The organism is Sphingorhabdus pulchriflava (assembly GCF_003367235.1).
Lineage (GTDB): Bacteria > Pseudomonadota > Alphaproteobacteria > Sphingomonadales > Sphingomonadaceae > Sphingorhabdus_B > Sphingorhabdus_B pulchriflava.
Genome location: NZ_QRGP01000003.1, coordinates 255,515 through 276,164 on the forward strand (window position 1 = coordinate 255,515; position 20,650 = coordinate 276,164).

Consider the following 20,650-nt stretch of genomic DNA (forward strand, 5'->3'; position numbering starts at 1 on the left):
AACCGAATGAGCCAGCTAGCCTCTCCTTCCCAATTACGGATGTCGCTGTTGCGATGGGCCTTGTTCGTGGTCCCGACGATCATGCTGCTCGGATTTCTCTCGGGCACAGTTTCCGGGTCGGGAGAGCGGAATAGCTGGTTTGCAGAACTGGTGAAGCCAGAGGCGCAGCCGCCGGGCTGGGCTTTTGGTGTCGTTTGGCCGATCCTCTATTTGCTGATGGGCATCTCCTTTTCAATGATCCTGAACGCGCGCGGCGCGCGGCTGCGTGGTGTCGCCATAGCGTTATTCCTCGTCCAGTTGACCTTGAACCTCTATTGGTCGCCGCTGTTTTTCGGCCAGCATCAGGTGACGGCTGCTTTCTATCTGTTGCTTGCAATCTGGGCGACCGCTTTCGCCACCACGATTGTATTCGGACGTATCCGACCTGTTGCCGCATGGCTGTTGGTGCCATATCTTGCGTGGCTGAGCTTTGCGGCGATCCTCAATTACCAGATCGACCAATTGAACCCCGATGCGGAGCGCCTATATGTTCCTGCAGCAACTTCCGAAATCGGAGCATGAGCCATGCAGAGTGACAAGCGCATTTTTGACGATCTTTCCAAATTCCTGAACGGCGTTGCCGGAACGGTCGCTGGCATGGGCCGCGAGGCAGAGGCAGGATTTCGCGAGCGCACCCGCGAATGGGTTGCGGGCATGGACCTTGTCAGCCGTGAAGAGTTCGACGCCGTTAAGCAAATGGCGGCGACGGCGCGTGCCGAGGCCGAGGAATTGAAGGCGCGTGTGGCTGCGCTTGAAGCGGCATTGGGTAAAGCAAAGGCAACGCCAAAAGCGGCAGCAAAGCCTGCGCCCAAGCCAAAGGCTGCGCCCAAGAAATAAAGGGCTTAGCGCCCTTATCCACATATGGCCCACAGACTAATGCACCTTTGCGTGCATAGGCAGTTGCGCGCGAGTCCGCCGACAGGCATTTACCATGCATAACAAGCGACAGGGCCGCGATGCGCAATCAGGACGAAGATTTTACCGAGTTCGAGCGCGAAGAGACTGCGCCATTGGACATGCTCGCTGCGCTTTTCGAAGCGCGCGGCTGGGATTTTGAACCTGTCAGCGACGAAGAAGTCAGCGCCGAATTCAAGGGTAGCTGGACCAGCTACCAGATCAGGGCCATCTGGCGCGAGGAAGATAATGCGCTGCAACTGCTCGTGATGCCGGACGTCACCGTGCCTAGCGACAAGCGCGATGACGTCTACAAGGCGCTGGGCCTGATCAACGAACAGCTCTGGATTGGCCATTTCGACCTTTGGTCATCAAACGGCATGCTGCTTTTCCGCCATGGCAGCCTTTTGCCGCCTAACGGTTTGCTCGGCGTCGATCAGGCGCAAACTATCATCGATGTGGCGCTTGACGAATGCGAGCGTTTCTATCCGGTGTTCCAGTTCATCATCTGGGGCGGCAAATCCCCCGAAGACGCGATCACCGCCGCTTTGGTGGAAACACACGGAGAGGCCTGAGCTTCAGCTCCGCTTCAGCAGATAGTGTAGATAGGCGATGGTGATCGGCTTTGCCGGATCATCCTGCCATGCCCGCGCCTCAACATTGGCCATGGTGCGGCCCAACCGGGTGACTTCGCCTACAGCATATGTAGTCTGCGGGGTGCCACCACGCATGAAATCGATCGTGACATTGACCTGCTTGAACGTCGCCTCATCGCCCCGTTCGTGCAGCGCATGCTGGATCGCTGCGACCGCAGCCATTTCGAGCAAGCCCGAAATCGCGCCGCCATGCAGAAATCCGGGGCGGCCCTGCACCTTGTTCGCGAAAGGCATTTCGATCAGCGGCGCGCCATTGTGCAAACCGACAACCGTCATATCGAGCGCACGTGCATAAGGCGGCAGCAGTTCGGTGCGGGGGTCGGGCGTGGTCATCCGAGGCGGTCCCCCACTCGGATGAAGGTGCCGCTGACATGCGCCAGCGGTTCATCAAGATTGCCGTTATGCGCGACGCCGCGAACAAAGCCGATGCTGTGCGACAGATGATAGCAATAACCGCGCCCGAACACGCGCGCGCCTTTGGGTGAGGGACGGAGATAGTCCACGCGCAAGTCCATGGTCACCTGCGGGCGGAACTCCTGCAACTTGGTCCAGATCGACATGCTGGTCGCATTGTCCATCAGGCTGATGACCACTGCGGAGGCAAGGACACCGGTATTGGGGTCGCCCACCAGATCCTCGCGCCAGTCGATAGCAAGCTCCACCCAGTCCTCGCCATGGCCGACATAGTCCATGCCCAGGAACCCGCCATGACCTGCCTTGCCCATGAAGCTGATCGCCAACCTCGGGTCGAAACCGCCATGGGCAGCGGCTATTTCGGCAACCGTTTTTTCCTTCATGGCTTGACCCTATCGGCTGGGCGATGCGCTGCCAAGGCAGAAAGGGCTTTATCTTGTTCGCGCTTCGTTCTAGCCAGCGACCATGGCAAGCAACTCTTTGAGCATGCAGATCGATTCGGCGGCAGTGGCGCGCGGCGTCAGTCGGTTATTCCTTCGCAATCAGATCATGGTCCAGCCCGAGGTCAGCCTGCGTAACAATCGTCGCGCTGACCTGATGGGCATCAATGCCAAGGGTGAGGTGATCGTTGTCGAGATTAAGGTTTCGCGCGCTGACTTGCTGGGTGACCAGAAATGGCCGGAATATCTGGATTATTGCGACCGCTTTTTCTGGGCGGTGCCAGCCGGTTTCGATTATTCCCCTATTGAGGGGGAGGCGTTCCTGCCCGAACGCACCGGCCTGATCGTCGCTGACGCCTATGACGCAGAGATCGTCCGCTCCGCCGCACTGGTGCCGCTGGCAGCGGCGCGGCGCAAGGTTGAGATGCAGCGGCTTGCAAGGCTCGCCATGCGCCGCCTGATGGGGATTGCCGACCCCGACCCGTCGTTGGCCGGGATCATTGCTGAATAGTCAAACGGTTGGATTGTACCAGATCGGCGAAGTATAGGCCCGCTCCTGCGACTTGAGCTCGGTTTCCGGAAGCAGCTTTGCCCCGAAACGCAACGCGTCGAACAATACCCAGCGCGGTGTCGGGATTTCTAGAACGCGGACATAATAAAAAGCACGTTGGCGCGGGTTGAACTCCGGATCGCTCCACACCGAACGCAGTTCGGGCGCGCCGATGCTGTTGGTGTAGCTCGCCTTGGCAATGTCGACAGTGTCACCCACGGGCGTCAATTTGCCTCCAACCAGCTTGCGCTTGTCGGGCGAAGACCAGCTCACGTCGAAGACCTTCTCCTGCAACTCACCAGACGCATCAATCCAGCCTTTGACCACTTGAACGCGGTCCAGATTGGCGCCTTCAGGGTCCTTGAGCGCGGAGATCAGGAAGCTTGGTTTGCCAGTGCCTGCCTTCAGGTCAGCACCCATAGGTACACCGCGCGCATAGCCGGTTTTCACCCAGTCGCCCGTCCAGTCCTTGTCGCTGAAATCCCAGCCGCCAAAAACGCGCACCTGCATGCGTGGACCGGTGGTGGCATAGACTTCGCGCCGCATCATCGCGTCGAAAATGGCTGCGCGGGTGTTGGCGGTCGCCCAAACGGCGGCATAGCCACCCGCCAGATAATGCCAGCCAAAGCGGCCTTCGCGGGTACCCAGATTCTGGGCCTCCGACGCACGTTTGGCGTTGGGTTCGCCGCCCGAATGCTTGCCGAAGAAGTTACTTTCGTCAGCCGTTGCGAGCGATGTATGGCTGTCGGTCGAACCGATCAGGCCGAATTTGTAAGGATTGACTCCGGTCTTGGCTTCGATCGCCAATCCGCGCTTCAATGCTTCGCGCACATAGTCACCCGCCAGCATGTCAGGCGTCTTCTTGCCCTGCATCGTCAGATTGCCCAGTTCCCAACCGGCATCGCCGAAATTGGCAAATTCATCGTTAGGCGACAGGAAGGGATGGCTCTCGCTGTCGCCCTTTATCTGGGTGATTTCTACCAATGGCTCGCGCGCCGCGCGACGGCGGGCATAGTCGGCGGTCATAGCACCTCCACCCGGTGCCACCATTTCGAACATCAGGCCGTTGGAAACATTACTGTTATGCGGGATCGCCAGCATCTTGCCGCCGGTCTTTTTCTCATAGGTATCCATATAGTCCCACAATTTGTCGACCGTTTCGGTGCCTTCGGTCTGCGGGTCGTATGGGCGAACCTGATCGGCGCGCAGCTTTCCATCGCGGAACATCACCACGCGGTGCAGATTGTCTCCATTGGGCATGAGCGTATATTCAAAGCCCATGAAGGCGGTGAATTTGCCAGGCTCGTTATAACGTTCGACAATCCCGGTATGGCTTTGCCAAATCTTCATCGTGTTCTTGCGCGATTGTTCGCGCGGAAACAGTTCGGTCAACTTGCCTTCGCCAGCCATGTTGATCAGCTCGGCAGTTACTCTTTGCATGCCGCCTTCGCCCTCGTGCATCATGTCGTGCCAGCGAAGCAGGGTCTTGTCCTTGATCATGAAACGCGGTGCTTCGTACAGCGCGCGCGTTGCACCAAGGCCACCGGAGTGATCGGCAATGACGAGGAAGTCGAGCGGACGGTCGAGTTTGGCTTTAAGCCCCCAGGTTGATTTGACCTCTTCGCCACGGGCAAAGCGCAAAGCCTCTTCCGGCCCCAGCTTCACACCAAAGCCAAAGGCATCGATCGAATTGGAGGTGTGAAGGTGGGTGTCACCCCAGAGCAATTTGGTCGCAATGCCGCTGGTCACTTCCTTGTCGCCGGCTTCCTGCATCTCGGCGGCTTTGCTGGCGATACGATATTCGCCAAACTTACCCCATCCCCAATAAAGCCCCGCGCCCACAGCGATAGCCGCGACAGTGCCCAGCGCAATCTTGCGAATTGATGCCATATTCCCTCTCCCTCAGCCGGAAAACTGCGCTTTCCCGCGTCTCGCGTCAATAGCTTCTGAAGTGTCAGTAGCTGACGTTACGTCAACGGCAGTTCCAGGCTGGTGAGTGCGCGGGTGGGTTGCTCGTCCTGCATTTCGGAAAGTCCTATAGGCTGCAAATCGCGGCCTTTTTCCGATTCATTTCGATAGGTTCCACACAGCCGGTCCCATAATGTCAGGGCAAAACCATAATTGCTCTGCTGCTCTTTGAGTGCAGTACTGTGATGGACGAGGTGCATATCCGGTGTGACAAGAAAAGGCCGGACAAGCCGGTCGATCGAGCGCGGCAATTCGATATTTCCGTGATTGAACGCGGCATTGGCCGCAAGCCAGGCTTCGAAAGCGATGACGATGGGTGCTGCAACGCCTAGCAGCAGTACCCAGCCAGCTTTCCAAATCACCGAAAATGCGATTTCGCCTGGGTGAAAGCGGATGGCGGTCGATACGTCGATATCGGGATCGGCGTGATGCACCTTGTGGAACCGCCAGAGCAGGGGAACCTTATGGGTCAGCAGATGCTGCAGCCACATGGCGAAATCGAGCAGCAGAAAAGCGCCGAGCCATTCAGCCCATAAAGGCAATGCAATCTGGTTGAACAACCCGATGCTGTTGTTCTCCGCCCAACTAGCGGCTACCGGAACGGCGATGATCCAGGCCAGCAGCCAGACCGTGAAGCGGCTACTCGCTAATAGGACGAAGCTCGTCGTCCAGCGACGCAAACGGCCGAAGCGCAGTGCACGCCTCGGCCGCATAGTTTCGATAAGGGCAATCAGCACAAAGGCGATGGCCGGAATCAGCGCGACCAGCTTTGTGCCCATATCTCCCATAGTTCAGACCGCCTCGGTCTCCAATGTCGGATAGTCGGTATAGCCTTCGGCGCCTGGTGTGTACCATGTCTTGAAATTGTCGGGTGCCACTGCGGCCCCGCTCCGCAGTCGCTCGACCAGATCGGGGTTGGAGATATAGGGGCGACCAAAGCTGATCGCGTCGGCCAGACCACTCGCGACATCTGCCTGTGCGGTCTCCAGCGTATATTCCTGATTGAGTACCAGCGGGTTGGTGAAAACCTTGCGTATGTGCGGCGATACCGGCGGCACATCGCTGGTGCCGAAATTGCCGAAGGTTTTTTGCTCGCGCAGTTCGAGGAAAGCGATGCCGACCTTTTGCAATGCGGCTGCTGCAGCGGTGAACAGGCCTACCGGGTCACTATCGTCGCAACCCTGCGTCTCGCCATTGGGCGATAGGCGAACCGAGGTGCGGTCGGCACCGACTGCGTCGGATACCGCCTGCGCGACTTCGGTGGTCAGTCGGATGCGGTTTTCAATCGAGCCGCCATAATCGTCGTCACGCAGATTCGAATTGCCGCGCAGGAACTGGTCGAGCAGATAGCCATTGGCGCTGTGGATTTGCACGCCATCGAAACCGGCTGCCATCGCGTTTTTCGCCGCATGGACATAATCGCCGATCACGCGGGGGATTTCGTCAAGGTGTAGGGCGCGGGCTTCTACATAATCCTTCTTGCCGGTTGGTGTATGGGCATAGCCGGGTGCGGTAGTCGCGGACGAGGAAACCGGCTGTGCACCACCCAGAAAATCCGGGTGTACCAGTCGACCCATATGCCAGAGCTGCAGAATGATGCGGCCATCAGCCTTGTGCACGGCTTCGGTCACAGGCTTCCAGGCTTCGACCTGTTCGGCGGACCAGATTCCGGGCGCTGCAGGCCAGCCCGAGCCTTCCTGGCTGATGCCGGTCGCTTCGGCGATAATCAGGCCAGCGCTTGCACGCTGCGCATAATAATCGGCCTTAAGCGCGCTGATTGGCACATGTACGCCTTCGCTGCGCCCGCGCGTGAGCGGGGCCGTCAAAATGCGGTTGGGGGCGTGGATCGCGCCGAGCTGGATTGGATCGAAAAGGCTGGTGGTCATGGTCGCTTGCTTTCCCTATTGGCGTTGCTTGCCTTTTAACATGCGGATACGGGTTGCAAATTGCAACGGGGGTTTATGGCGGACAAGCAAATCTTTCAAAAGGCCCCTGCACTCGCCTTCGCTGCGTTGATCGCGGGTAATGTCTGCATCGCATTCGGGCCGCTTCTGGTGCGCCTGTCAGATACCGGACCAATTGCAACCGGTTTCTGGCGGCTTGCGCTGGCGACACCCTTTCTTGCCTTTATCGGTTATCGTGCAGGGTTCCGGATCCAGTCGATGCCCAAAGGGTTATTGGGGCTGGTGCTACTCGCGGGCTTCTTTTTTGCGGTAGATATCGTCGCCTGGCATATCGGCATCTTCAAGACGAAGCTGGGAAACGCGACCTTACTCGCCAATTGCGCGAGTTTGCTGCTGGCGATTTACGGCATGTTTCTTGCGCGCAAATTGCCGCCGCCGATGCAGGGTGCTGCAATCCTGCTCGCTTTTGCTGGGGCGGCCTTGCTGATGGGGCAGAGTTTTGAAATCTCGCCCGAGCATTTCGAGGGTGATTGGCTGAGCCTGCTCGCGGGACTGTTCTATACCTTCTATCTGCTCGCAATGATCCGGGTGCGCGAAAGCACCGAGAGCTGGTCGTCCTTGGCGCTGGCATCTGGCTCGGCGGCATTGTTCCTGTTGCCGGTAGCCTGGTTTGCGGGTGAACAGATTTTGCCCGGCAACTGGACGCCATTGGTCATCCTTGCTTTGTCGAGCCAGGTTCTGGGGCAAGGGTTTTTGACCTATGCTCTGCCGCATTTCAGCCCGTTGATCATCGGGCTTGCCCTGCTTTTGCAACCCGCGTTGTCGGCATTTGCAGGATGGGCAGCTTTTGACGAGGCGATGACACCGCTCGATTATATCGGCGGGGCGATGGTGATGGCGGCTTTGGTGCTCGTTCGCCTTGCCGAAGGTCGGGCAAAGGCCTAGATGGGATCCATGGCTTCTTCACCGCTTCCCGCCGATCCGACGCTCGATGAAATCCGCGAGGCTGTGGCTCCGCGACTTGCAGCACACGCAGCCTTTGATGGCTGGAATGTTACAGCTGTCGAGGCCGCTGCTTTCGAAGTCGGTGTCGATGCCGATCTGGCGAAGCTCGCACTCAAGGGTGGTCCGATGGAGTTGATCGAGGCATGGATCGGGTCGGTCGATGCCGAAATGGCGTTCCGCCTGCCGCCCGAAAAACTTGCGGCGATGAAAATTCGTGAACGGATAACCGCTCTGGTCGCCACCCGACTCGAAATCGCTGCGCCCGATCGTGAAGGCCAACGCCGGGCACTGGCAATCATGGCGATGCCGCAAAATGTCGCTGCCGCTGCGCGCATCGGCTGGCGTAGTGCCGACCGGATGTGGCGATTGGCCGGCGATACAGCGACCGATTTCAACCATTATACCAAAAGGATGACATTATCGGCGGTCTACGCCTCGACGCTGGCGGTGTTCGCCAACGACGATAGCGATGACTTTGCCGAGACACGGGCTTTCCTCGACCGGCGCATTGAAAATGTGATGCAATTCGAAAAAGCCAAGGCGCAGGCCAAAAAACGGCGTGAATATATGCCGAGCCTGTCGCGCTTCATCGGACGTTTGCGTTATCCGCCGCGTTAGATATTGCACTTGCCTTTATTGCGAAACATTATCAAAAAGCGCACGTGAATCTCGATACCCTGCCTATCCGCGCTTCGGCCCGCATCACTTCGATCGACTGGACAGCGATTCCGGAAACCGAAGGGCATCGTCTGCGCTCGCTTGGGTTTGACGCCGGGGTCAAGGTTCAAGCGTTGCACAAAGGCATATTGTTCTGGCGCGATCCCATCGCCGTGCGCATTGGCCGCATGACGGTCGCGCTGCGCCGCAAAGTTGCCATCGCCATCAACTGTGAGCAGGACACATGACCGAAGCGGTTCCCTTGGTCGCTTTGGTCGGCAATCCCAATGCCGGGAAAAGCGCATTGTTCAACGCGCTTACCGGTGCACGCCAAAAAATCGCAAACTATCCCGGCGTCACGGTTGAGCGCAAATCAGGGCGGTCTTCCTTTGCCGATGGCCGTCCGGTCGAACTGATAGATTTGCCCGGCGCCTATAGTCTGGAGCCTGATAGTCTTGACGAAGCGGTTACCCGCGATGTCGTGCTGGGGCGTTTTGAGGGGCAGCGCCGGCCGGATGCGCTGATCGTCGTCGTCGATGCCGGCAATCTCGACAACCATTTGCGCTTTGCGCTCGAACTGATTGGGCAGGGGCTGCCGACGGTGGTCGCGCTCAACATGGTCGACCTTGCTTCACGCGATGGGCTAGAGCTTGATGCACAGAAACTCGCAATTGCCTTGGGCGTGCCGGTGGTGCCGACCGTTGCGGTGCGCAAACGGGGGCTCGATGCACTACTCGACGAACTCGCGCAGGAACTGAGTACGCACATTGATGCGCCGGAGGTGCCGCAAGGACGCGCTGAAATCACCAAGCGGGCGCATGAAATTTCGCGCGCCGCAATCGTCAGCGAAACACAAGGCCGACAATGGACGCGGCGGCTCGACAATGTTCTGCTGCATCCTGTGGGCGGCATAATCGTCCTGCTCGCTTTGCTCTTCGTCATGTTCCAGGCGGTTTATGCCTGGTCAGAGGCACCGATTGGCTGGATCGAAACCGGTTTTGCGATGCTGACTAATGCAATAAACGGAGTGCTGCCCGACAATATTTTCCGGTCGTTCCTGACTGACGGTGTCATCGCAGGTGTCGGCGCGGTAGTCGTTTTCCTGCCGCAGATTTTGATCCTCTTCCTCTTCATCCTTCTGCTCGAGGCGTCGGGTTATATGACGCGCGCCGCCTTTGTGATGGATCGGATGATGGCGGCAGTCGGCCTCTCCGGGCATAGTTTCATCCCGCTGCTGTCCTCCTTCGCCTGCGCCATTCCCGGTATCATGGCGACCCGGTCGATCATGGATCAGAAGGAGCGGCTGGCGACAATTCTAATTGCGCCGCTGATGACCTGCTCGGCGCGCTTGCCCGTGTACACGGTGATCATCGGCGCCTTCATTCCTTCGGCCGCTGTCGGCCCCGGCATCGGCCTGCAAGGGCTTGTGCTGTTTGCGCTCTACATATCGGGCATTGTCGGCGCGATGCTCGCCGCCGCGGTCATCCAGCGCTTTGTGACGCAAAGCCGCGGGGGCAGCTTCCTCATCGAAATGCCGCGCTATCAACTGCCGCGGATCCGAGATATTGCGCTGGGACTATGGCAGCGCGCACTGGTCTTTCTGCGCCGCGCGGGCACGATCATTTTCGTTGCCACCATCGTCCTCTGGGCATTGCTCAGCTTCCCCAAGGTTCCGGTTGGCAGCAGCGAGAGCCAGGTCGAATATTCGGCGGCTGGCCGTATCGCTTCGGTCATCGAACCTGCGGTAGAGCCCATCGGTTTCAACCACGACATTGCACTTGCCATCATCCCGGCCATGGCTGCTCGCGAAGTCGCTGTGTCGGCGCTTGCTACCGCTTATGCCATAGATGCCGATGATGACGAGGAGCAGGCGTCCAGTCTGGGTATGAAGCTGGCGGGCAATTGGTCGCTGGCTACAGCTCTTGCGTTCCTCGCCTGGTTCGTCTTTGCGCCGCAATGCATTTCGACGATCGCTGTGACGCGACGCGAGACCAATGGCTGGAAATGGCCCATCTTCATGGTCACCTATCTCTTTGCGCTTGCCTATGTTGCCGCCGGGATTACTTATTGGACAGCCCGTGCCTTCGGCTTATAGCAGTCGACAGAATCCCAATTTAGACAGGCGAGGAACAATATGGCGGGCAGCGTCAATAAGGTTATTTTGGTCGGCAATCTGGGCGCGGATCCCGAGGTGAAATCATTCCAGAATGGCGGCCGTATCTGCAATTTGCGGATTGCGACGTCGGAAGACTGGAAAGACCGCCAGACCGGCGAAAAGAAAGAACGCACCGAATGGCATAGCGTCGTGTTGCAGTCCGACGGGCTGGTCGGCGTTGCCGAACGCTTTCTGCGCAAGGGCTCCAAAGTCTATATCGAAGGCCAGTTGCGTACCCGCAAATGGCAGGATCAGTCGGGCAATGATCGCTATACGACCGAAATCAGCGTAGGCGGATTTGATGGCAAGCTGGTGATGCTCGATGGCGCTAAAGGCGGCTCGGGCGGCGGCAACGAAGGCTGGGGCAGCGGTGGCGGTGCGCCTTCCAGCGGTGGTGGCGGCCAGTCTGGCGGCGGCTGGCAAGGTGGATCTGCAGGCTTTGGCGGCGGGGACTTCTCCGACGACCTTGACGATGATGTACCGTTTTGATCGGCATGCCCACTAGGGTTCTGACAGCATGAACAAGCGCATCGCCCTGCTGGCTCTGCTTGCGGTGGCGATTGCGGCCTATTTCTGGTTCGACCTTGGCCAGTATCTCAGCCTCGATGCCTTCAAGGCGCAGCAGGCGCAGATCATCGCGGCCAAGGACGCCAGCCCGCTGCTCTATATTGGCGGCTTTTTCCTGATCTATGTCATCGTCACAGCCCTATCTTTGCCGGGGGCGGCGATCATGTCGCTGGTGGCGGGGGCGTTGTTCGGTGTGGTCACTGGTACAGTCATTGTGTCCTTTGCCTCATCGATAGGCGCGACACTCGCCTTCCTGTCGGCGCGTTTCCTGCTGCGTGATTGGGTGCAATCGAAATTTGGCGAGCGCCTCAAGGCGATTGATGATGGCATTGCCCGCGACGGGGCAATGTATCTCTTCACAATCCGGCTGATCCCGCTTTTTCCTTTCTTTGTGGTCAATCTGCTGATGGGGCTGACACGGATCAAAACCCGCACTTTTTACTGGGTGAGCCAGATCGGCATGCTGCCCGCAACGGCAGTTTTTGTGAATGCGGGCACGCAGATCAGCAAAGTCGATTCGACCGCCGGTTTGCTTTCACCGACGCTCATCGGCTCGTTCGTGCTGCTTGGTATCTTCCCGTGGATTGCGCGCGGATTGGTCGCGGCGGTGAAGAAGGTCAATGCCCGTTAGCTGGCCCAAACCGCGCAAGTTCGACCGTAACCTGATCGTTATCGGGGCGGGGGCTGCGGGGTTGGTATCTTCCTACATCGCGGCAATGGCCAAGGCCAAGGTGACCTTGGTCGAGGCGCACGATATGGGCGGCGACTGCCTGAATACCGGTTGCGTACCTTCAAAGGCGCTGCTCAAAAGCGCGCGCGTGGCACATAGCGCACGCGATGCAGCGCGTTATGGGATTGAAACTGGCGAGGTAACAGTCGACTTTCCGCGCGTGATGCAACGCATTCGCGACGTTATCACCGCAATCGAGCCGCATGACAGCATTGAACGCTATACCGGCCTCGGTGTCGAATGCGTTACGGGCTATGCGCGTATTGTCGATCCATGGACGGTCGATATTGCCAAAGCCGATGGCAGCAGCCAGCGGTTAACCGCAAAGGCCTTCGTCATCGCTACGGGGGCTGCGCCGGTTGTGCCGCCCATCCCCGGTGTTGAGGAAAGCGGCTATCTCACCAGCGAAACGCTGTGGGAAGAAATGGCCACGCGCAAAGCGGCGCCCAAGCGTCTGGCTATTTTGGGCGGTGGCCCGATTGGTTGTGAATTGGCGCAGGCGTTCCAGCGGCTCGGCAGTCAGGTGACGTTGGTCGAAATGGCCGACCGGCTGATGCTGAAAGAAGATGCCGATGCTGCTGCCCTTGTGACGGAGACGCTGAAGCAAGAGGGCGTTGATGTTCGTATCCGGCACAAGGCGGTGCGCCTTGATAGCGGGAAACAGTTGGTGGTCGAAGCCGAGGGCAAGCAATCGGCGATTGCCTATGACGAAGTCATCATTGCGGTCGGGCGCAAGGCGCGTGTGAGCGGTTTTGGGCTGGAGGAACTGGGCTTGGTGGTCGACGGGCGAATGGCTATCGATGCAAAACTGGCAACCGCGATGCCGCACATTTTTGTCGCCGGCGACGTTGCGGGGAACCAGCAACTCACCCATGGCGCAAGTCACGAGGCCTGGTACGCGACTGTCAACGCGCTGGCCCGCCCGTTCAAAAGCTACAAGGCGGATTACCGCGTGCTGCCGCGCGTCACCTACACCGATCCTGAAGTGGCGAGCGTTGGTCTGACCGAAGCGGAGGCGGCGGCAAAGGGCATCAGCTATGATGTCACCCGCTATGATATCGACGATCTCGATCGCGCCATTGCCGATGGCGAGGCGCAAGGTTTCGTCAAAATCCTGACTGTTCCCGGCAAGGAGCGGATTTTGGGGGCGACCATCGTTGCCAGCCATGCCGGCGAGATGATTGCAGAACTGGTCTTTGCGATGCGGCACAATTTGACGCTCGGCAAGCTGATGGCGGCGATTCATAGTTACCCGACATGGAGTGAGGCGAACAAATTTGCTGCCGGACAATATCGCCTGGCAAGGAAACCGGAGCGCCTGCAACGATTGGCACAGCGCTGGTTCGACTGGCAGCGTGGCTAGAGAATTCAGATTTGATTGGAAACTGATGCCGGTGGCATCATGGTGACCCCTACGGGAATCGAACCCGTGTTTCAGCCGTGAAAGGGCCGCGTCCTAACCGCTAGACGAAGGGGCCATCGAAGATGGAAGCGCGCCTTTACGGATTCGCTTCGCGCACGTCAAGAACCGAGTCATGCTGTTTTGCAAGAATCTTGCGCGCCGTAATCAGCTGGCCAGAGCCAGATCATCGATATGCAATTCGGCCTTGGGCGTCGCGCCCCAGTCGTCGATTTTTGCGCGGCCAGCCAGAAGATATTTCTGCGTACGGTCGCCATGCAGCAATTGCTGCCCTAGCACGCTTTCTCCCTGGCGAAAAGCCATGGCCTTGAACGACGCGCCGTCGTCGCCGGAAACAATGGCCCGAACATGATCTTTGCCGACAATATCACATTTAACGACCCGTACTGGACCGGTGACGATGCGCGGCCCGGGCCAACCGGTGCCATAGGGGCCACCCGCCTCCATCGCGTCGACGAACAGCGGGTTGAGGCCGCGCGGGCTAATCAATGCGTCGATGGCGAGCATCCGGTCAGCCGAGGCCTCCGCCACATTGCGCGCCAGCCTTTCGTCCAGCCATTCGGCCAGCGCATCGACCTTGTCGGCGTCGATGGTCAAGCCTGCGGCCATTGCGTGCCCTCCGCCGGCTACCAAAAGGCCAGCTTCTCGTGCCGAGATGATGGCTGCACCTAGGTCAACCCCGCTGATCGACCGCCCGGACCCCTTTCCGACGCCATCTTCGTCCAGTGCGATGACGATAGCCGGCTTTCCGGTTTTCTCCTTCAACCGTCCCGCCACAATGCCAATCACCCCGGGATGCCAGCCCAGGCCGGAAACGAGGGCGACTGCGCGGTTGTGTTGGCCCGCCATCTGTTCTTCGGCGGCCTGTTGCACCAGTGCCTCGATTGCGCGCCGTTCCTCGTTCAGACGATCGAGTTCCAGCGCGATGGCCTGCGCCTCGGCTGGGTCTTCGGTGGTCAGCAGGCGGACGCCCAAATCGGATTTGCCCACACGACCGCCCGCATTGATACGTGGGCCAAGAGCGAAGCCCAGGTCGGAGCAGATCGGCGCGCGGTTCAACCGGCTGGCCGCAATCAGGGCATTGAGGCCGACATTGCGCCGGGCGGCCATGACTTTTAGCCCCTGCGCGACAAAAGCGCGGTTGAGCCCGCGCAATTGGGCGACATCGGCAACCGTACCGAGCGCGACAATGTCGAGTAGCTCGACCAATTTGGGTTCGGCCCGATTGGCAAAGAAACCGCGTGTGCGGAGTGTCCGCACGATCGCGGCACCCAGCAGGAAGGCGACGCCGACGGCTGCCAGATGGCCATGACTGGCCGCTTCATCGGTTTCATCAAGCCGGTTCGGATTGACCAATGCAAAAGCCTTCGGGAGTTCGGGCGCGCATTTGTGATGGTCGACAACGATAACTTCGATGCCGGCAGCCTGAGCTTGCGCCAAAGCTTCATAGGCCATGGCCCCGCAATCGACCGTGACCACCAGCCGACTGCCCTGCTCACCGAGCTTGACCAAGGCCTCGCCTGACGGGCCATAGCCTTCGAGCAATCGGTCGGGGATATAATAGCCGACGTCGAGCCCGAGATCGCGGAACAACCGGATCAACAGGGCGGCACTGGTCGCGCCGTCGACATCATAGTCACCATAGACCGTCAGCTGCTCTTGCCGCTCGACAGCATCGGCTAGCCGTTCGGCGGCGCGGTCCATGTCCTGAAACAGCGACGGATCAGGCATGAAGGCGCGCAACGTCGGATTGCGGTGCCGTTCCAGATCATCGCGGGCGACGCCACGGGCGAGCAGTACCTGTGTCACTAGGTCGTCGGGCGTGAAATTTGCGTCTCGTGCATCGGCGCTGTTGCCGCGCCATTGCCATTTCTGACCGGTAATTGAATTTTCGACGATAGCTTTGCCATTCATGACCGCCTGTTAGCGGGGCTTCACGCGGCTGTCATCCAATGACGGTTGACCTATGTTCAGGGCTGGTGTTTAATTGCGCGATTAAATTGCAGGGAGAGCGCATCGTGTCGAGCAGTTACAATAGCATCCTTGTCGAAAAGCGCGGGCAGGTCGATTGGCTGACGCTCAACCGGCCCGAGGCGATGAACGCGATTTCGGTCGAGATGGTCAGGGAGTTGAACGACTATTTCGGCAAGCTTTATCATGATCGCGATGTGCGCGTCGTGGTGATGCGCGGTGCGGGTAAGGCCTTTTGCGCGGGGCTCGATATCAAGGAACATGGCGGGCGCGATCCAGGTGCCATTCCCTTTGGTGGAGGCTTTGGCTTTCAGGGCTGGCTGGCCGATGTTTATATCAAGATGCGCCGTTGCCCGCAGCCTATCGTCTCGCTGGTCCACGGCCCGGCCTGCGGCGGTGGCTTTGCCTTTGCGCTGGCCTCGGACATCCGTATCGCGGGCGAAAGCGCGCGGATGAATGCGGCCTTCATCAAAATAGGCCTGTCGTCGTGCGACATGGGGGTCAGCTATTTCCTGCCCCGGTTGGTTGGCGGTTCGGTCGCGGCGGAGCTGATGCTGACCGGTCGCTTCATCCACGCCCCGCGCGCGCTAGCAACCGGGCTGGTGGCAGAAGTGGTGCCCGATGCAGAGCTGGAAGCGGCAGCCCAGCCCTGGGTCGATGATCTGCTCAACGCCTCCCCCATGGGGCTGCGCATGACCAAGGAGGGACTCAACATGGCGGTTGACGCGAGCAGCCTCGAGGCCGCGATGGCAATCGAGAACCGCAACCAGTTGATGACCGCCGGCAGCAAGAATTTTGCTGAAGGGATGCGCGCCTTCATCGAGAAGCGCAAACCCGAATACACCCCCGAATAAGCCTTTCAGCAGGATCGAACCATGACCCACGCACGCTACCCCCATGTCTTTTCGCCGCTGAAGATCGGCAACACCGAGATCCGCAACCGCATCCTGATGGGGTCGATGCACACGGGGCTGGAGGATTTGCCCGACGCGGCGGCGCGGCTTTCGGCCTATTTTGTCGAACGCGCCAAGGGTGGGGTGGGGATGATCATCACCGGTGGCATCGGCCCGCATGAAACGGCAGGGATGGGGGCGAAGCTGATTACTGCCGCTGATGTCGCGCTCCACCGGCAAGTCACCGATGCGGTGCATAGCGCCGAACCCGATGTCAAAATCTGCATGCAGATCCTCCACACCGGCCCGCTGGCAGGCACGCCGGATTGTGTTGCACCGTCGGCGGTCAAGTCACGCATCGGGCGCTTTGCGCCGAACGAGCTGACTGAAGATGGTATCGAGGAACAGATTGCCGCCTTCGCCCGCTGTGCCGCGCTCGCCAAGGAGGCGGGCTATGACGGGGTCGAGATTATCGGTTCGGCGGGTTATCTGATTTCCACCTTCCTTGTCGAAAAGACCAACCAGCGCAGCGACCAATGGGGTGGCAGCTGGGAAAACCGGATGCGCTTTCCGGTCGAGGTGGTGCGCCGCACCCGCGCCGCCGTCGGCCCCGACTTTGTCGTCATCTTCCGCATCTCGGCGATGGATATGCTGCAGGGCGGGCTCGCCTGGGACGAGGTGGTCAACCTCGCCAAGGCGCTGGAGGCCGAAGGCGTCGACGTTATCAGCACCCATTTCTGCTGGCATGAAAGTTTCGTCCCAACCATCGCCACCATGGTCCCGCGCGCCGCCTTTGCGCAGGTGACGGGCCGGTTGCGCAAAGAATTGTCGATCCCGCTCATCACCTCCAACCGGATCAACATGCCCGATGTGGCAGAGGAAGTGCTGGCGCGCGGCGATGCCGATATTGTCTCGATGGCGCGCCCGATGCTGGCGGACGCAGATCTGGTCAACAAGGCGCGTGACGGGCGTGAGGATGAGATCAACACCTGCATCGGCTGCAATCAGGCGTGCCTTGACCACACCTTTACCGGCCAGCTTACCAGCTGCCTCGTCAACGCCCGCGCCTGTCGTGAGGTGGAGCTGAACTATCCCAAGGTCGGTGCTGCACGCAAAATTGCGGTGGTCGGCGCAGGCCCGGCGGGGCTTGCCTTTGCGACCATCGCGGCGGAACGCGGGCATCAGGTGACGCTGTTTGACGCTGCGGGTGAGATTGGCGGGCAGTTCAACCTCGCCAAGCGCATTCCCGGCAAGGAAGAGTTTTACGAAACGCTGCGCTATTTCGCGCGCCGTATCGAAACCACCGGGGTCGATCTGCGGCTGAACACGCGGGTCGATGCCGACATGCTGGCAGGTGGCGGCTATGACGAGATTGTCATCGCCACCGGCATTTCACCGCGCACCCCCGGGCTTCCGGGCATCGATCATCCAAAGGCGCTGCGCTATGTCGATGTCATTCAGGGCAAGGCGCAGGTGGGCAAGAAGGTTGCGATCATGGGGGCGGGCGGCATCGGTTTCGATGTGGCGGAGCTGATAACGCATGAAGGCACCTCTGCCGCGCTCGATATCGATGTCTTCGCCCGCGAATGGGGGATTGATTTCAAGAACCACCCGCGCGGCGGCGTCACCGGGGTGGAGCCTGTGGTTGCGCATAATGACCGCGAAGTGACGCTGTTGCAGCGCAAGACCAGCGCGGTGGGCAAGGGGCTGGGGCGGACGACCGGCTGGACACACCGCATCACCCTGCAACGGCGCGGCGTCGCGATGGTCGCAGGGGTCGAATATGAAAAGATCGACGATGCCGGGCTGCACGCGCTGGTTAATGGAGAGCCGGTGCTGTTCGAGGCGGACAGCATCATCATCTGCGCGGGGCAGGAACCGGCGCGCGAGCTGCACGATGCGCTGCAGGCCAAGGGGTTGAAACCGCATCTGATCGGCGGCGCGTTTGAGGCAAGCGAGCTAGACGCCAAACGCGCGATCAAACAGGCGTCTGAACTGGCGGCGGTGGTTTAGGGCATTCAAGCCTCTCCCCTTCAGGGTAGGGGAGGATTTAGGCTTTACAATACCGTAGCCCTGAGCTTGTCGAAGGGCGCTTCTCAGATGTAGCGCTTTGCTGCAAGACGCCGTTCACCTTCGGTGGCCTTCGGTGGCCTTCGGCTCGACAGGCTCAGGGCTGCGGTTCTTATTGGCCCCCTCTTCTCCCCAAATACAAACCAAACCCCGTCTCCAATCCCCAAATCCAAACATTATATTAACCCTTTCTTTTTACCCCCGTGGCGATAACGTCACAGGGAGTAACCGTCGTGAAGGCAGCGATGCAGGCATTGGGCGAACAGTTTCACCGGAAAAGCGTGTGGGCGATTGCCTCGCTCGAACATGGCATAGGCCGGCTGATGCTCGTCTGGGTTGTGGTGGCAGCGGCGCTTGCGGCGTTGCGTATCGTCTTTGCCGTGACCCCGATTGATGGCGCCGCCGCGCTGATCCAGACGGTGTTGCCCTATGTCTTTGTCGTCGGCGCTCCCGTAGCCGCCTGCCTGATTGGCGACGCTCTGTTCCCGCGCGGCGCGCTGTATGAACAGCCGCAGATCCGGCTGGCCCGTTATGGCAAATGGAAAGCGGTCGATTGCCTGTCGGCGCGCGAACATAAATTATTCGGCCCGACAGGAATGATGGCGTCGCTGGTGATCGGCATGATGCTCAACGTGCCGGTGCGCAGTCTGGAATTCCTCGCCGCCGTCCCCGCGATGAACGGCCATGCGCCGTTATGGGGGCAGATGCTGATGGCGGCGATGACGATGGATGTGGTGGTGATGAACTTCCTCTACATGCTCGCCTTCATGATGGCGCTGCGCAGCGTCCCTTGGTTCCCGCGCTTTTTGCTGCTGGTCTGGGGCGTGGATGTGACGGCGCAGATCGGGATCGCGCACTTTGTGGGGAACGCCCCGAATTTGCCAGCGCCGGTGGGCGAAGCGATGGGTGATCTATTAAACGGCAACCTGAAAAAAGTGGCGATCAGCGCGGCGATCTGGTTGCCCTATCTGCTGCTGTCGGAAAGGGTTAACCTGACCTATCGCGGGCGGGTGGCGGAGACACACTAGCCAGCGCGATTGCAACCAACGTCAAAGGATAAAGATAATATCCGGGCGCATCATAGCCAGCAAAGACCAACATGCCGGTCAGGCACAAAATCGACGGCAGGTTTTTGCGGTCCAGCAAAACAGAGGTTTTCCAGTTTACCAGCGGAATCAGTGCTATCGGAACTAACAATACTCCCGCCAAGCCTGAAGAGAACAATATCTGCAGTGGCCAATTGTGCGGTTGCTTCACACCTCTGGATATTTCGGGGCCATTAAACTGAAACTGATCTAGCCCCAAACCGAAGATTGGATGGACTTTCGCCATTTCAAACGTGGCTTTCCAAATCGTTGTACGTCCGGACGAAAAACTGTCGGGATCGTTACTTTGACTACCCCAGAAAAAGTTGCCTAAACCATAGTCGGGCGACCCATATGGGATAGGATAGACTAACAATATGGCCGCAACCAATGATCCGAAAATCAAACCGGAAATTCGCAGACGTGAACCCTTTGCCAATGCGATCACAACCATCGCGACAACGGTCATAGCCACGGCAGCACCGCGTGAACCTGTCCACAAAGCAGAACCCCATGCACCAACGGTCAAGAGAATGAAGGCAAGCACAACATGGCTACGGCTTTGGCTGTTCACCGCTAACGCTGCACCGCTACAAAACGCTGCTAGCGACAAAAAGCCGACGCTGCGGACATTGGCCATCCCCGGGACGGCAACCCCCGCCCAATCATCCACCGGAGGCCAACGATAAGCCAAGGTCGCTGCCCAAAGCCCGAGATAGAGCAGCACACCAATGCCCAAGGCCGACCAATTGGCTGAGACAAACCGCGATCCCCAAAGTCGCACCATGTATCGAAAAGCGAGGAAAAACAGGATCAGCAGCGCTATTTGAAGAATACCGATTATGGCTCTGGCTTTATCCGGGGCAACGGCAAGGCACGTCCAGATTGAAATCCCCAGCAGCCCATAAATTGCCATGCGTGACAATTTGGGGAGCGTGCGCCATTCCGAGAAAATGGACAAACCTGCCGCCAATGCAATGGTCAGGCAGACAATATGGAAAAACGAAACTTGAAATGAAAAGCCTCTGACCGCGGCGCTGAAAGGGGTTAGAGAACCAGCGAGATCCCATGGCATAATGGCCATGAGCAAAGGCAAAAGGCCGATGGCGAACAGGGCACTCTTTTGGTGCCAACCCGCATGGGCGCCATTTTGACTTGTTGACATTTTGCCCCTTTCCCCTGCAGTTCGGCATCGAACCTAGGGGAAGGGTATAACAATAGCGGCCGATCGG

At 59.2% G+C, this 20,650-nt stretch carries 21 protein-coding genes and 1 tRNA gene; 14 read left to right on the plus strand and 8 right to left on the minus strand.

The window, feature by feature from the left end; genetic code table 11:
• Positions 1 to 6 precede the first annotated feature (6 nt).
• From DXH95_RS15370 to DXH95_RS15380, 3 genes are all read left to right on the plus strand, one after another.
• Entirely contained in the window at positions 7 to 561 is a 555-nt protein-coding gene (locus DXH95_RS15370) for a TspO/MBR family protein (RefSeq protein WP_115550439.1), read from the plus strand.
• Positions 562 to 564: 3 nt separating this feature from the next.
• Complete coding sequence (locus tag DXH95_RS15375; protein ID WP_115550440.1) at positions 565 to 876, plus strand: accessory factor UbiK family protein; 312 nt, start codon at positions 565 to 567, stop codon at positions 874 to 876.
• Positions 877 to 995: 119 nt separating this feature from the next.
• A complete protein-coding gene (locus DXH95_RS15380) occupies positions 996 to 1,508 on the plus strand; it encodes a type III secretion system chaperone family protein (RefSeq protein ID WP_115550441.1) in 513 nt (170 codons plus the stop codon).
• A gap of 3 nt (positions 1,509 to 1,511) precedes the next feature.
• Here DXH95_RS15380 and DXH95_RS15385 read toward each other — a convergent pair whose 3' ends face one another.
• Positions 1,512 to 1,922 carry a PaaI family thioesterase gene (locus DXH95_RS15385; RefSeq protein WP_115550442.1) on the minus strand — a complete coding sequence of 137 codons (411 nt, stop codon included), beginning with the start codon at positions 1,920 to 1,922 and terminating at the stop codon, positions 1,512 to 1,514.
• Complete coding sequence (locus tag DXH95_RS15390; RefSeq protein WP_115550443.1) at positions 1,919 to 2,386, minus strand: PaaI family thioesterase; 468 nt, start codon at positions 2,384 to 2,386, stop codon at positions 1,919 to 1,921. Before DXH95_RS15390 ends, DXH95_RS15385 begins: the two co-directional genes overlap by 4 nt.
• A gap of 82 nt (positions 2,387 to 2,468) precedes the next feature.
• Between DXH95_RS15390 and DXH95_RS15395 the strand changes: the two genes are divergently transcribed.
• On the plus strand, positions 2,469 to 2,954 hold the full coding sequence (locus DXH95_RS15395; protein ID WP_115550444.1) for an MmcB family DNA repair protein: 486 nt from the start codon (positions 2,469 to 2,471) through the stop codon (positions 2,952 to 2,954).
• Here the strand turns inward: DXH95_RS15395 and DXH95_RS15400 are convergent, their stop codons facing one another.
• From DXH95_RS15400 to DXH95_RS15410, 3 genes are all read right to left on the minus strand, one after another.
• The gene (locus DXH95_RS15400) at positions 2,955 to 4,883 is read right to left on the minus strand and encodes a DUF3604 domain-containing protein (protein ID WP_115550445.1); all 1,929 of its coding nucleotides are present in this window, start codon (positions 4,881 to 4,883) and stop codon (positions 2,955 to 2,957) included.
• Between the two features lie 77 nt (positions 4,884 to 4,960).
• The gene (locus DXH95_RS15405; RefSeq protein WP_220272301.1) at positions 4,961 to 5,749 is read right to left on the minus strand and encodes a sterol desaturase family protein; all 789 of its coding nucleotides are present in this window, start codon (positions 5,747 to 5,749) and stop codon (positions 4,961 to 4,963) included.
• A gap of 3 nt (positions 5,750 to 5,752) precedes the next feature.
• Positions 5,753 to 6,847, minus strand: a complete 1,095-nt coding sequence (locus DXH95_RS15410) for an alkene reductase (protein WP_115550446.1) — start codon at positions 6,845 to 6,847, stop codon at positions 5,753 to 5,755.
• A gap of 75 nt (positions 6,848 to 6,922) precedes the next feature.
• On the opposite strand from DXH95_RS15410, the gene DXH95_RS15415 reads away from it, so the two are divergent.
• Genes DXH95_RS15415 through DXH95_RS15440 form a run of 7 tightly spaced genes read left to right on the plus strand, consistent with a single transcriptional unit; the run spans position 6,923 to position 13,342 of the window.
• Positions 6,923 to 7,810, plus strand: a complete 888-nt coding sequence (locus tag DXH95_RS15415; RefSeq protein WP_115550447.1) for a DMT family transporter — start codon at positions 6,923 to 6,925, stop codon at positions 7,808 to 7,810.
• Positions 7,811 to 8,488 carry a COQ9 family protein gene (locus DXH95_RS15420; RefSeq protein ID WP_115550448.1) on the plus strand — a complete coding sequence of 226 codons (678 nt, stop codon included), beginning with the start codon at positions 7,811 to 7,813 and terminating at the stop codon, positions 8,486 to 8,488.
• Between the two features lie 44 nt (positions 8,489 to 8,532).
• Positions 8,533 to 8,775 (plus strand): FeoA family protein, encoded by a 243-nt coding sequence (locus DXH95_RS15425; protein ID WP_115550449.1) that lies wholly within the window; start codon positions 8,533 to 8,535, stop codon positions 8,773 to 8,775.
• Positions 8,772 to 10,622, plus strand: a complete 1,851-nt coding sequence (gene feoB, locus DXH95_RS15430) for a ferrous iron transporter B (RefSeq protein ID WP_115550450.1) — start codon at positions 8,772 to 8,774, stop codon at positions 10,620 to 10,622. The genes DXH95_RS15425 and feoB overlap by 4 nt, the downstream gene beginning before the upstream one ends.
• Positions 10,623 to 10,661: 39 nt before the next feature.
• Complete coding sequence (ssb, locus tag DXH95_RS15435) at positions 10,662 to 11,171, plus strand: single-stranded DNA-binding protein (RefSeq protein ID WP_115550451.1); 510 nt, start codon at positions 10,662 to 10,664, stop codon at positions 11,169 to 11,171.
• 28 nt (positions 11,172 to 11,199) lie between these two features.
• On the plus strand, positions 11,200 to 11,880 hold the full coding sequence (locus DXH95_RS16270) for a TVP38/TMEM64 family protein (protein ID WP_239016689.1): 681 nt from the start codon (positions 11,200 to 11,202) through the stop codon (positions 11,878 to 11,880).
• A complete protein-coding gene (locus tag DXH95_RS15440; RefSeq protein ID WP_239016690.1) occupies positions 11,870 to 13,342 on the plus strand; it encodes a dihydrolipoyl dehydrogenase family protein in 1,473 nt (490 codons plus the stop codon). Before DXH95_RS16270 ends, DXH95_RS15440 begins: the two co-directional genes overlap by 11 nt.
• A gap of 40 nt (positions 13,343 to 13,382) precedes the next feature.
• Here the strand turns inward: DXH95_RS15440 and DXH95_RS15445 are convergent.
• Positions 13,383 to 13,457, minus strand: a tRNA-Glu gene (locus DXH95_RS15445).
• An 89-nt stretch (positions 13,458 to 13,546) separates the two neighbouring features.
• Positions 13,547 to 15,313 carry a single-stranded-DNA-specific exonuclease RecJ gene (recJ, locus tag DXH95_RS15450; protein ID WP_115550452.1) on the minus strand — a complete coding sequence of 589 codons (1,767 nt, stop codon included), beginning with the start codon at positions 15,311 to 15,313 and terminating at the stop codon, positions 13,547 to 13,549.
• A 38-nt stretch (positions 15,314 to 15,351) separates the two neighbouring features.
• Between recJ and DXH95_RS15455 the strand changes: the two genes are divergently transcribed.
• The 3 genes from DXH95_RS15455 (at position 15,352) to DXH95_RS15465 (ending at position 19,361) form a co-directional block, all read left to right on the plus strand.
• A complete protein-coding gene (locus DXH95_RS15455; RefSeq protein ID WP_115550453.1) occupies positions 15,352 to 16,224 on the plus strand; it encodes an enoyl-CoA hydratase/isomerase family protein in 873 nt (290 codons plus the stop codon).
• A gap of 21 nt (positions 16,225 to 16,245) precedes the next feature.
• A complete protein-coding gene (locus DXH95_RS15460) occupies positions 16,246 to 18,276 on the plus strand; it encodes an oxidoreductase (RefSeq protein ID WP_115550454.1) in 2,031 nt (676 codons plus the stop codon).
• A gap of 290 nt (positions 18,277 to 18,566) precedes the next feature.
• A complete protein-coding gene (locus tag DXH95_RS15465; RefSeq protein WP_239016691.1) occupies positions 18,567 to 19,361 on the plus strand; it encodes a DUF2569 domain-containing protein in 795 nt (264 codons plus the stop codon).
• On the opposite strand, the gene DXH95_RS15470 is transcribed toward DXH95_RS15465, so the two are convergent.
• The gene (locus DXH95_RS15470) at positions 19,321 to 20,334 is read right to left on the minus strand and encodes an O-antigen ligase family protein (RefSeq protein ID WP_181883715.1); all 1,014 of its coding nucleotides are present in this window, start codon (positions 20,332 to 20,334) and stop codon (positions 19,321 to 19,323) included. The genes DXH95_RS15465 and DXH95_RS15470 overlap by 41 nt on opposite strands.
• Positions 20,335 to 20,650 lie beyond the last annotated feature (316 nt).

What these genes read in the sequence shown, in the direction of transcription:
- DXH95_RS15440 (WP_239016690.1), top strand. Translation starts at nt 11,870, where the DNA reads ATGCCCGTTAGCTGGCCCAAACCGCGCAAGTTCGACCGTAACCTGATC.
- DXH95_RS15410 (WP_115550446.1), bottom strand. Translation starts at nt 6,847, where the DNA reads ATGACCACCAGCCTTTTCGATCCAATCCAGCTCGGCGCGATCCACGCC.
- DXH95_RS15470 (WP_181883715.1), bottom strand. Translation starts at nt 20,334, where the DNA reads ATGGCAATTTATGGGCTGCTGGGGATTTCAATCTGGACGTGCCTTGCC.
- DXH95_RS15375 (WP_115550440.1), top strand. Translation starts at nt 565, where the DNA reads ATGCAGAGTGACAAGCGCATTTTTGACGATCTTTCCAAATTCCTGAAC.
- DXH95_RS15385 (WP_115550442.1), bottom strand. Translation starts at nt 1,922, where the DNA reads ATGACCACGCCCGACCCCCGCACCGAACTGCTGCCGCCTTATGCACGT.
- DXH95_RS15405 (WP_220272301.1), bottom strand. Translation starts at nt 5,749, where the DNA reads ATGGGAGATATGGGCACAAAGCTGGTCGCGCTGATTCCGGCCATCGCC.
- ssb (WP_115550451.1), top strand. Translation starts at nt 10,662, where the DNA reads ATGGCGGGCAGCGTCAATAAGGTTATTTTGGTCGGCAATCTGGGCGCG.
- DXH95_RS15420 (WP_115550448.1), top strand. Translation starts at nt 7,811, where the DNA reads ATGGGATCCATGGCTTCTTCACCGCTTCCCGCCGATCCGACGCTCGAT.
- DXH95_RS15395 (WP_115550444.1), top strand. Translation starts at nt 2,469, where the DNA reads ATGGCAAGCAACTCTTTGAGCATGCAGATCGATTCGGCGGCAGTGGCG.
- DXH95_RS15415 (WP_115550447.1), top strand. Translation starts at nt 6,923, where the DNA reads ATGGCGGACAAGCAAATCTTTCAAAAGGCCCCTGCACTCGCCTTCGCT.
- DXH95_RS15400 (WP_115550445.1), bottom strand. Translation starts at nt 4,883, where the DNA reads ATGGCATCAATTCGCAAGATTGCGCTGGGCACTGTCGCGGCTATCGCT.
- DXH95_RS15380 (WP_115550441.1), top strand. Translation starts at nt 996, where the DNA reads ATGCGCAATCAGGACGAAGATTTTACCGAGTTCGAGCGCGAAGAGACT.
- recJ (WP_115550452.1), bottom strand. Translation starts at nt 15,313, where the DNA reads ATGAATGGCAAAGCTATCGTCGAAAATTCAATTACCGGTCAGAAATGG.
- DXH95_RS15460 (WP_115550454.1), top strand. Translation starts at nt 16,246, where the DNA reads ATGACCCACGCACGCTACCCCCATGTCTTTTCGCCGCTGAAGATCGGC.
- DXH95_RS16270 (WP_239016689.1), top strand. Translation starts at nt 11,200, where the DNA reads ATGAACAAGCGCATCGCCCTGCTGGCTCTGCTTGCGGTGGCGATTGCG.
- DXH95_RS15455 (WP_115550453.1), top strand. Translation starts at nt 15,352, where the DNA reads ATGACGGTTGACCTATGTTCAGGGCTGGTGTTTAATTGCGCGATTAAA.
- DXH95_RS15390 (WP_115550443.1), bottom strand. Translation starts at nt 2,386, where the DNA reads ATGAAGGAAAAAACGGTTGCCGAAATAGCCGCTGCCCATGGCGGTTTC.
- feoB (WP_115550450.1), top strand. Translation starts at nt 8,772, where the DNA reads ATGACCGAAGCGGTTCCCTTGGTCGCTTTGGTCGGCAATCCCAATGCC.
- DXH95_RS15370 (WP_115550439.1), top strand. Translation starts at nt 7, where the DNA reads ATGAGCCAGCTAGCCTCTCCTTCCCAATTACGGATGTCGCTGTTGCGA.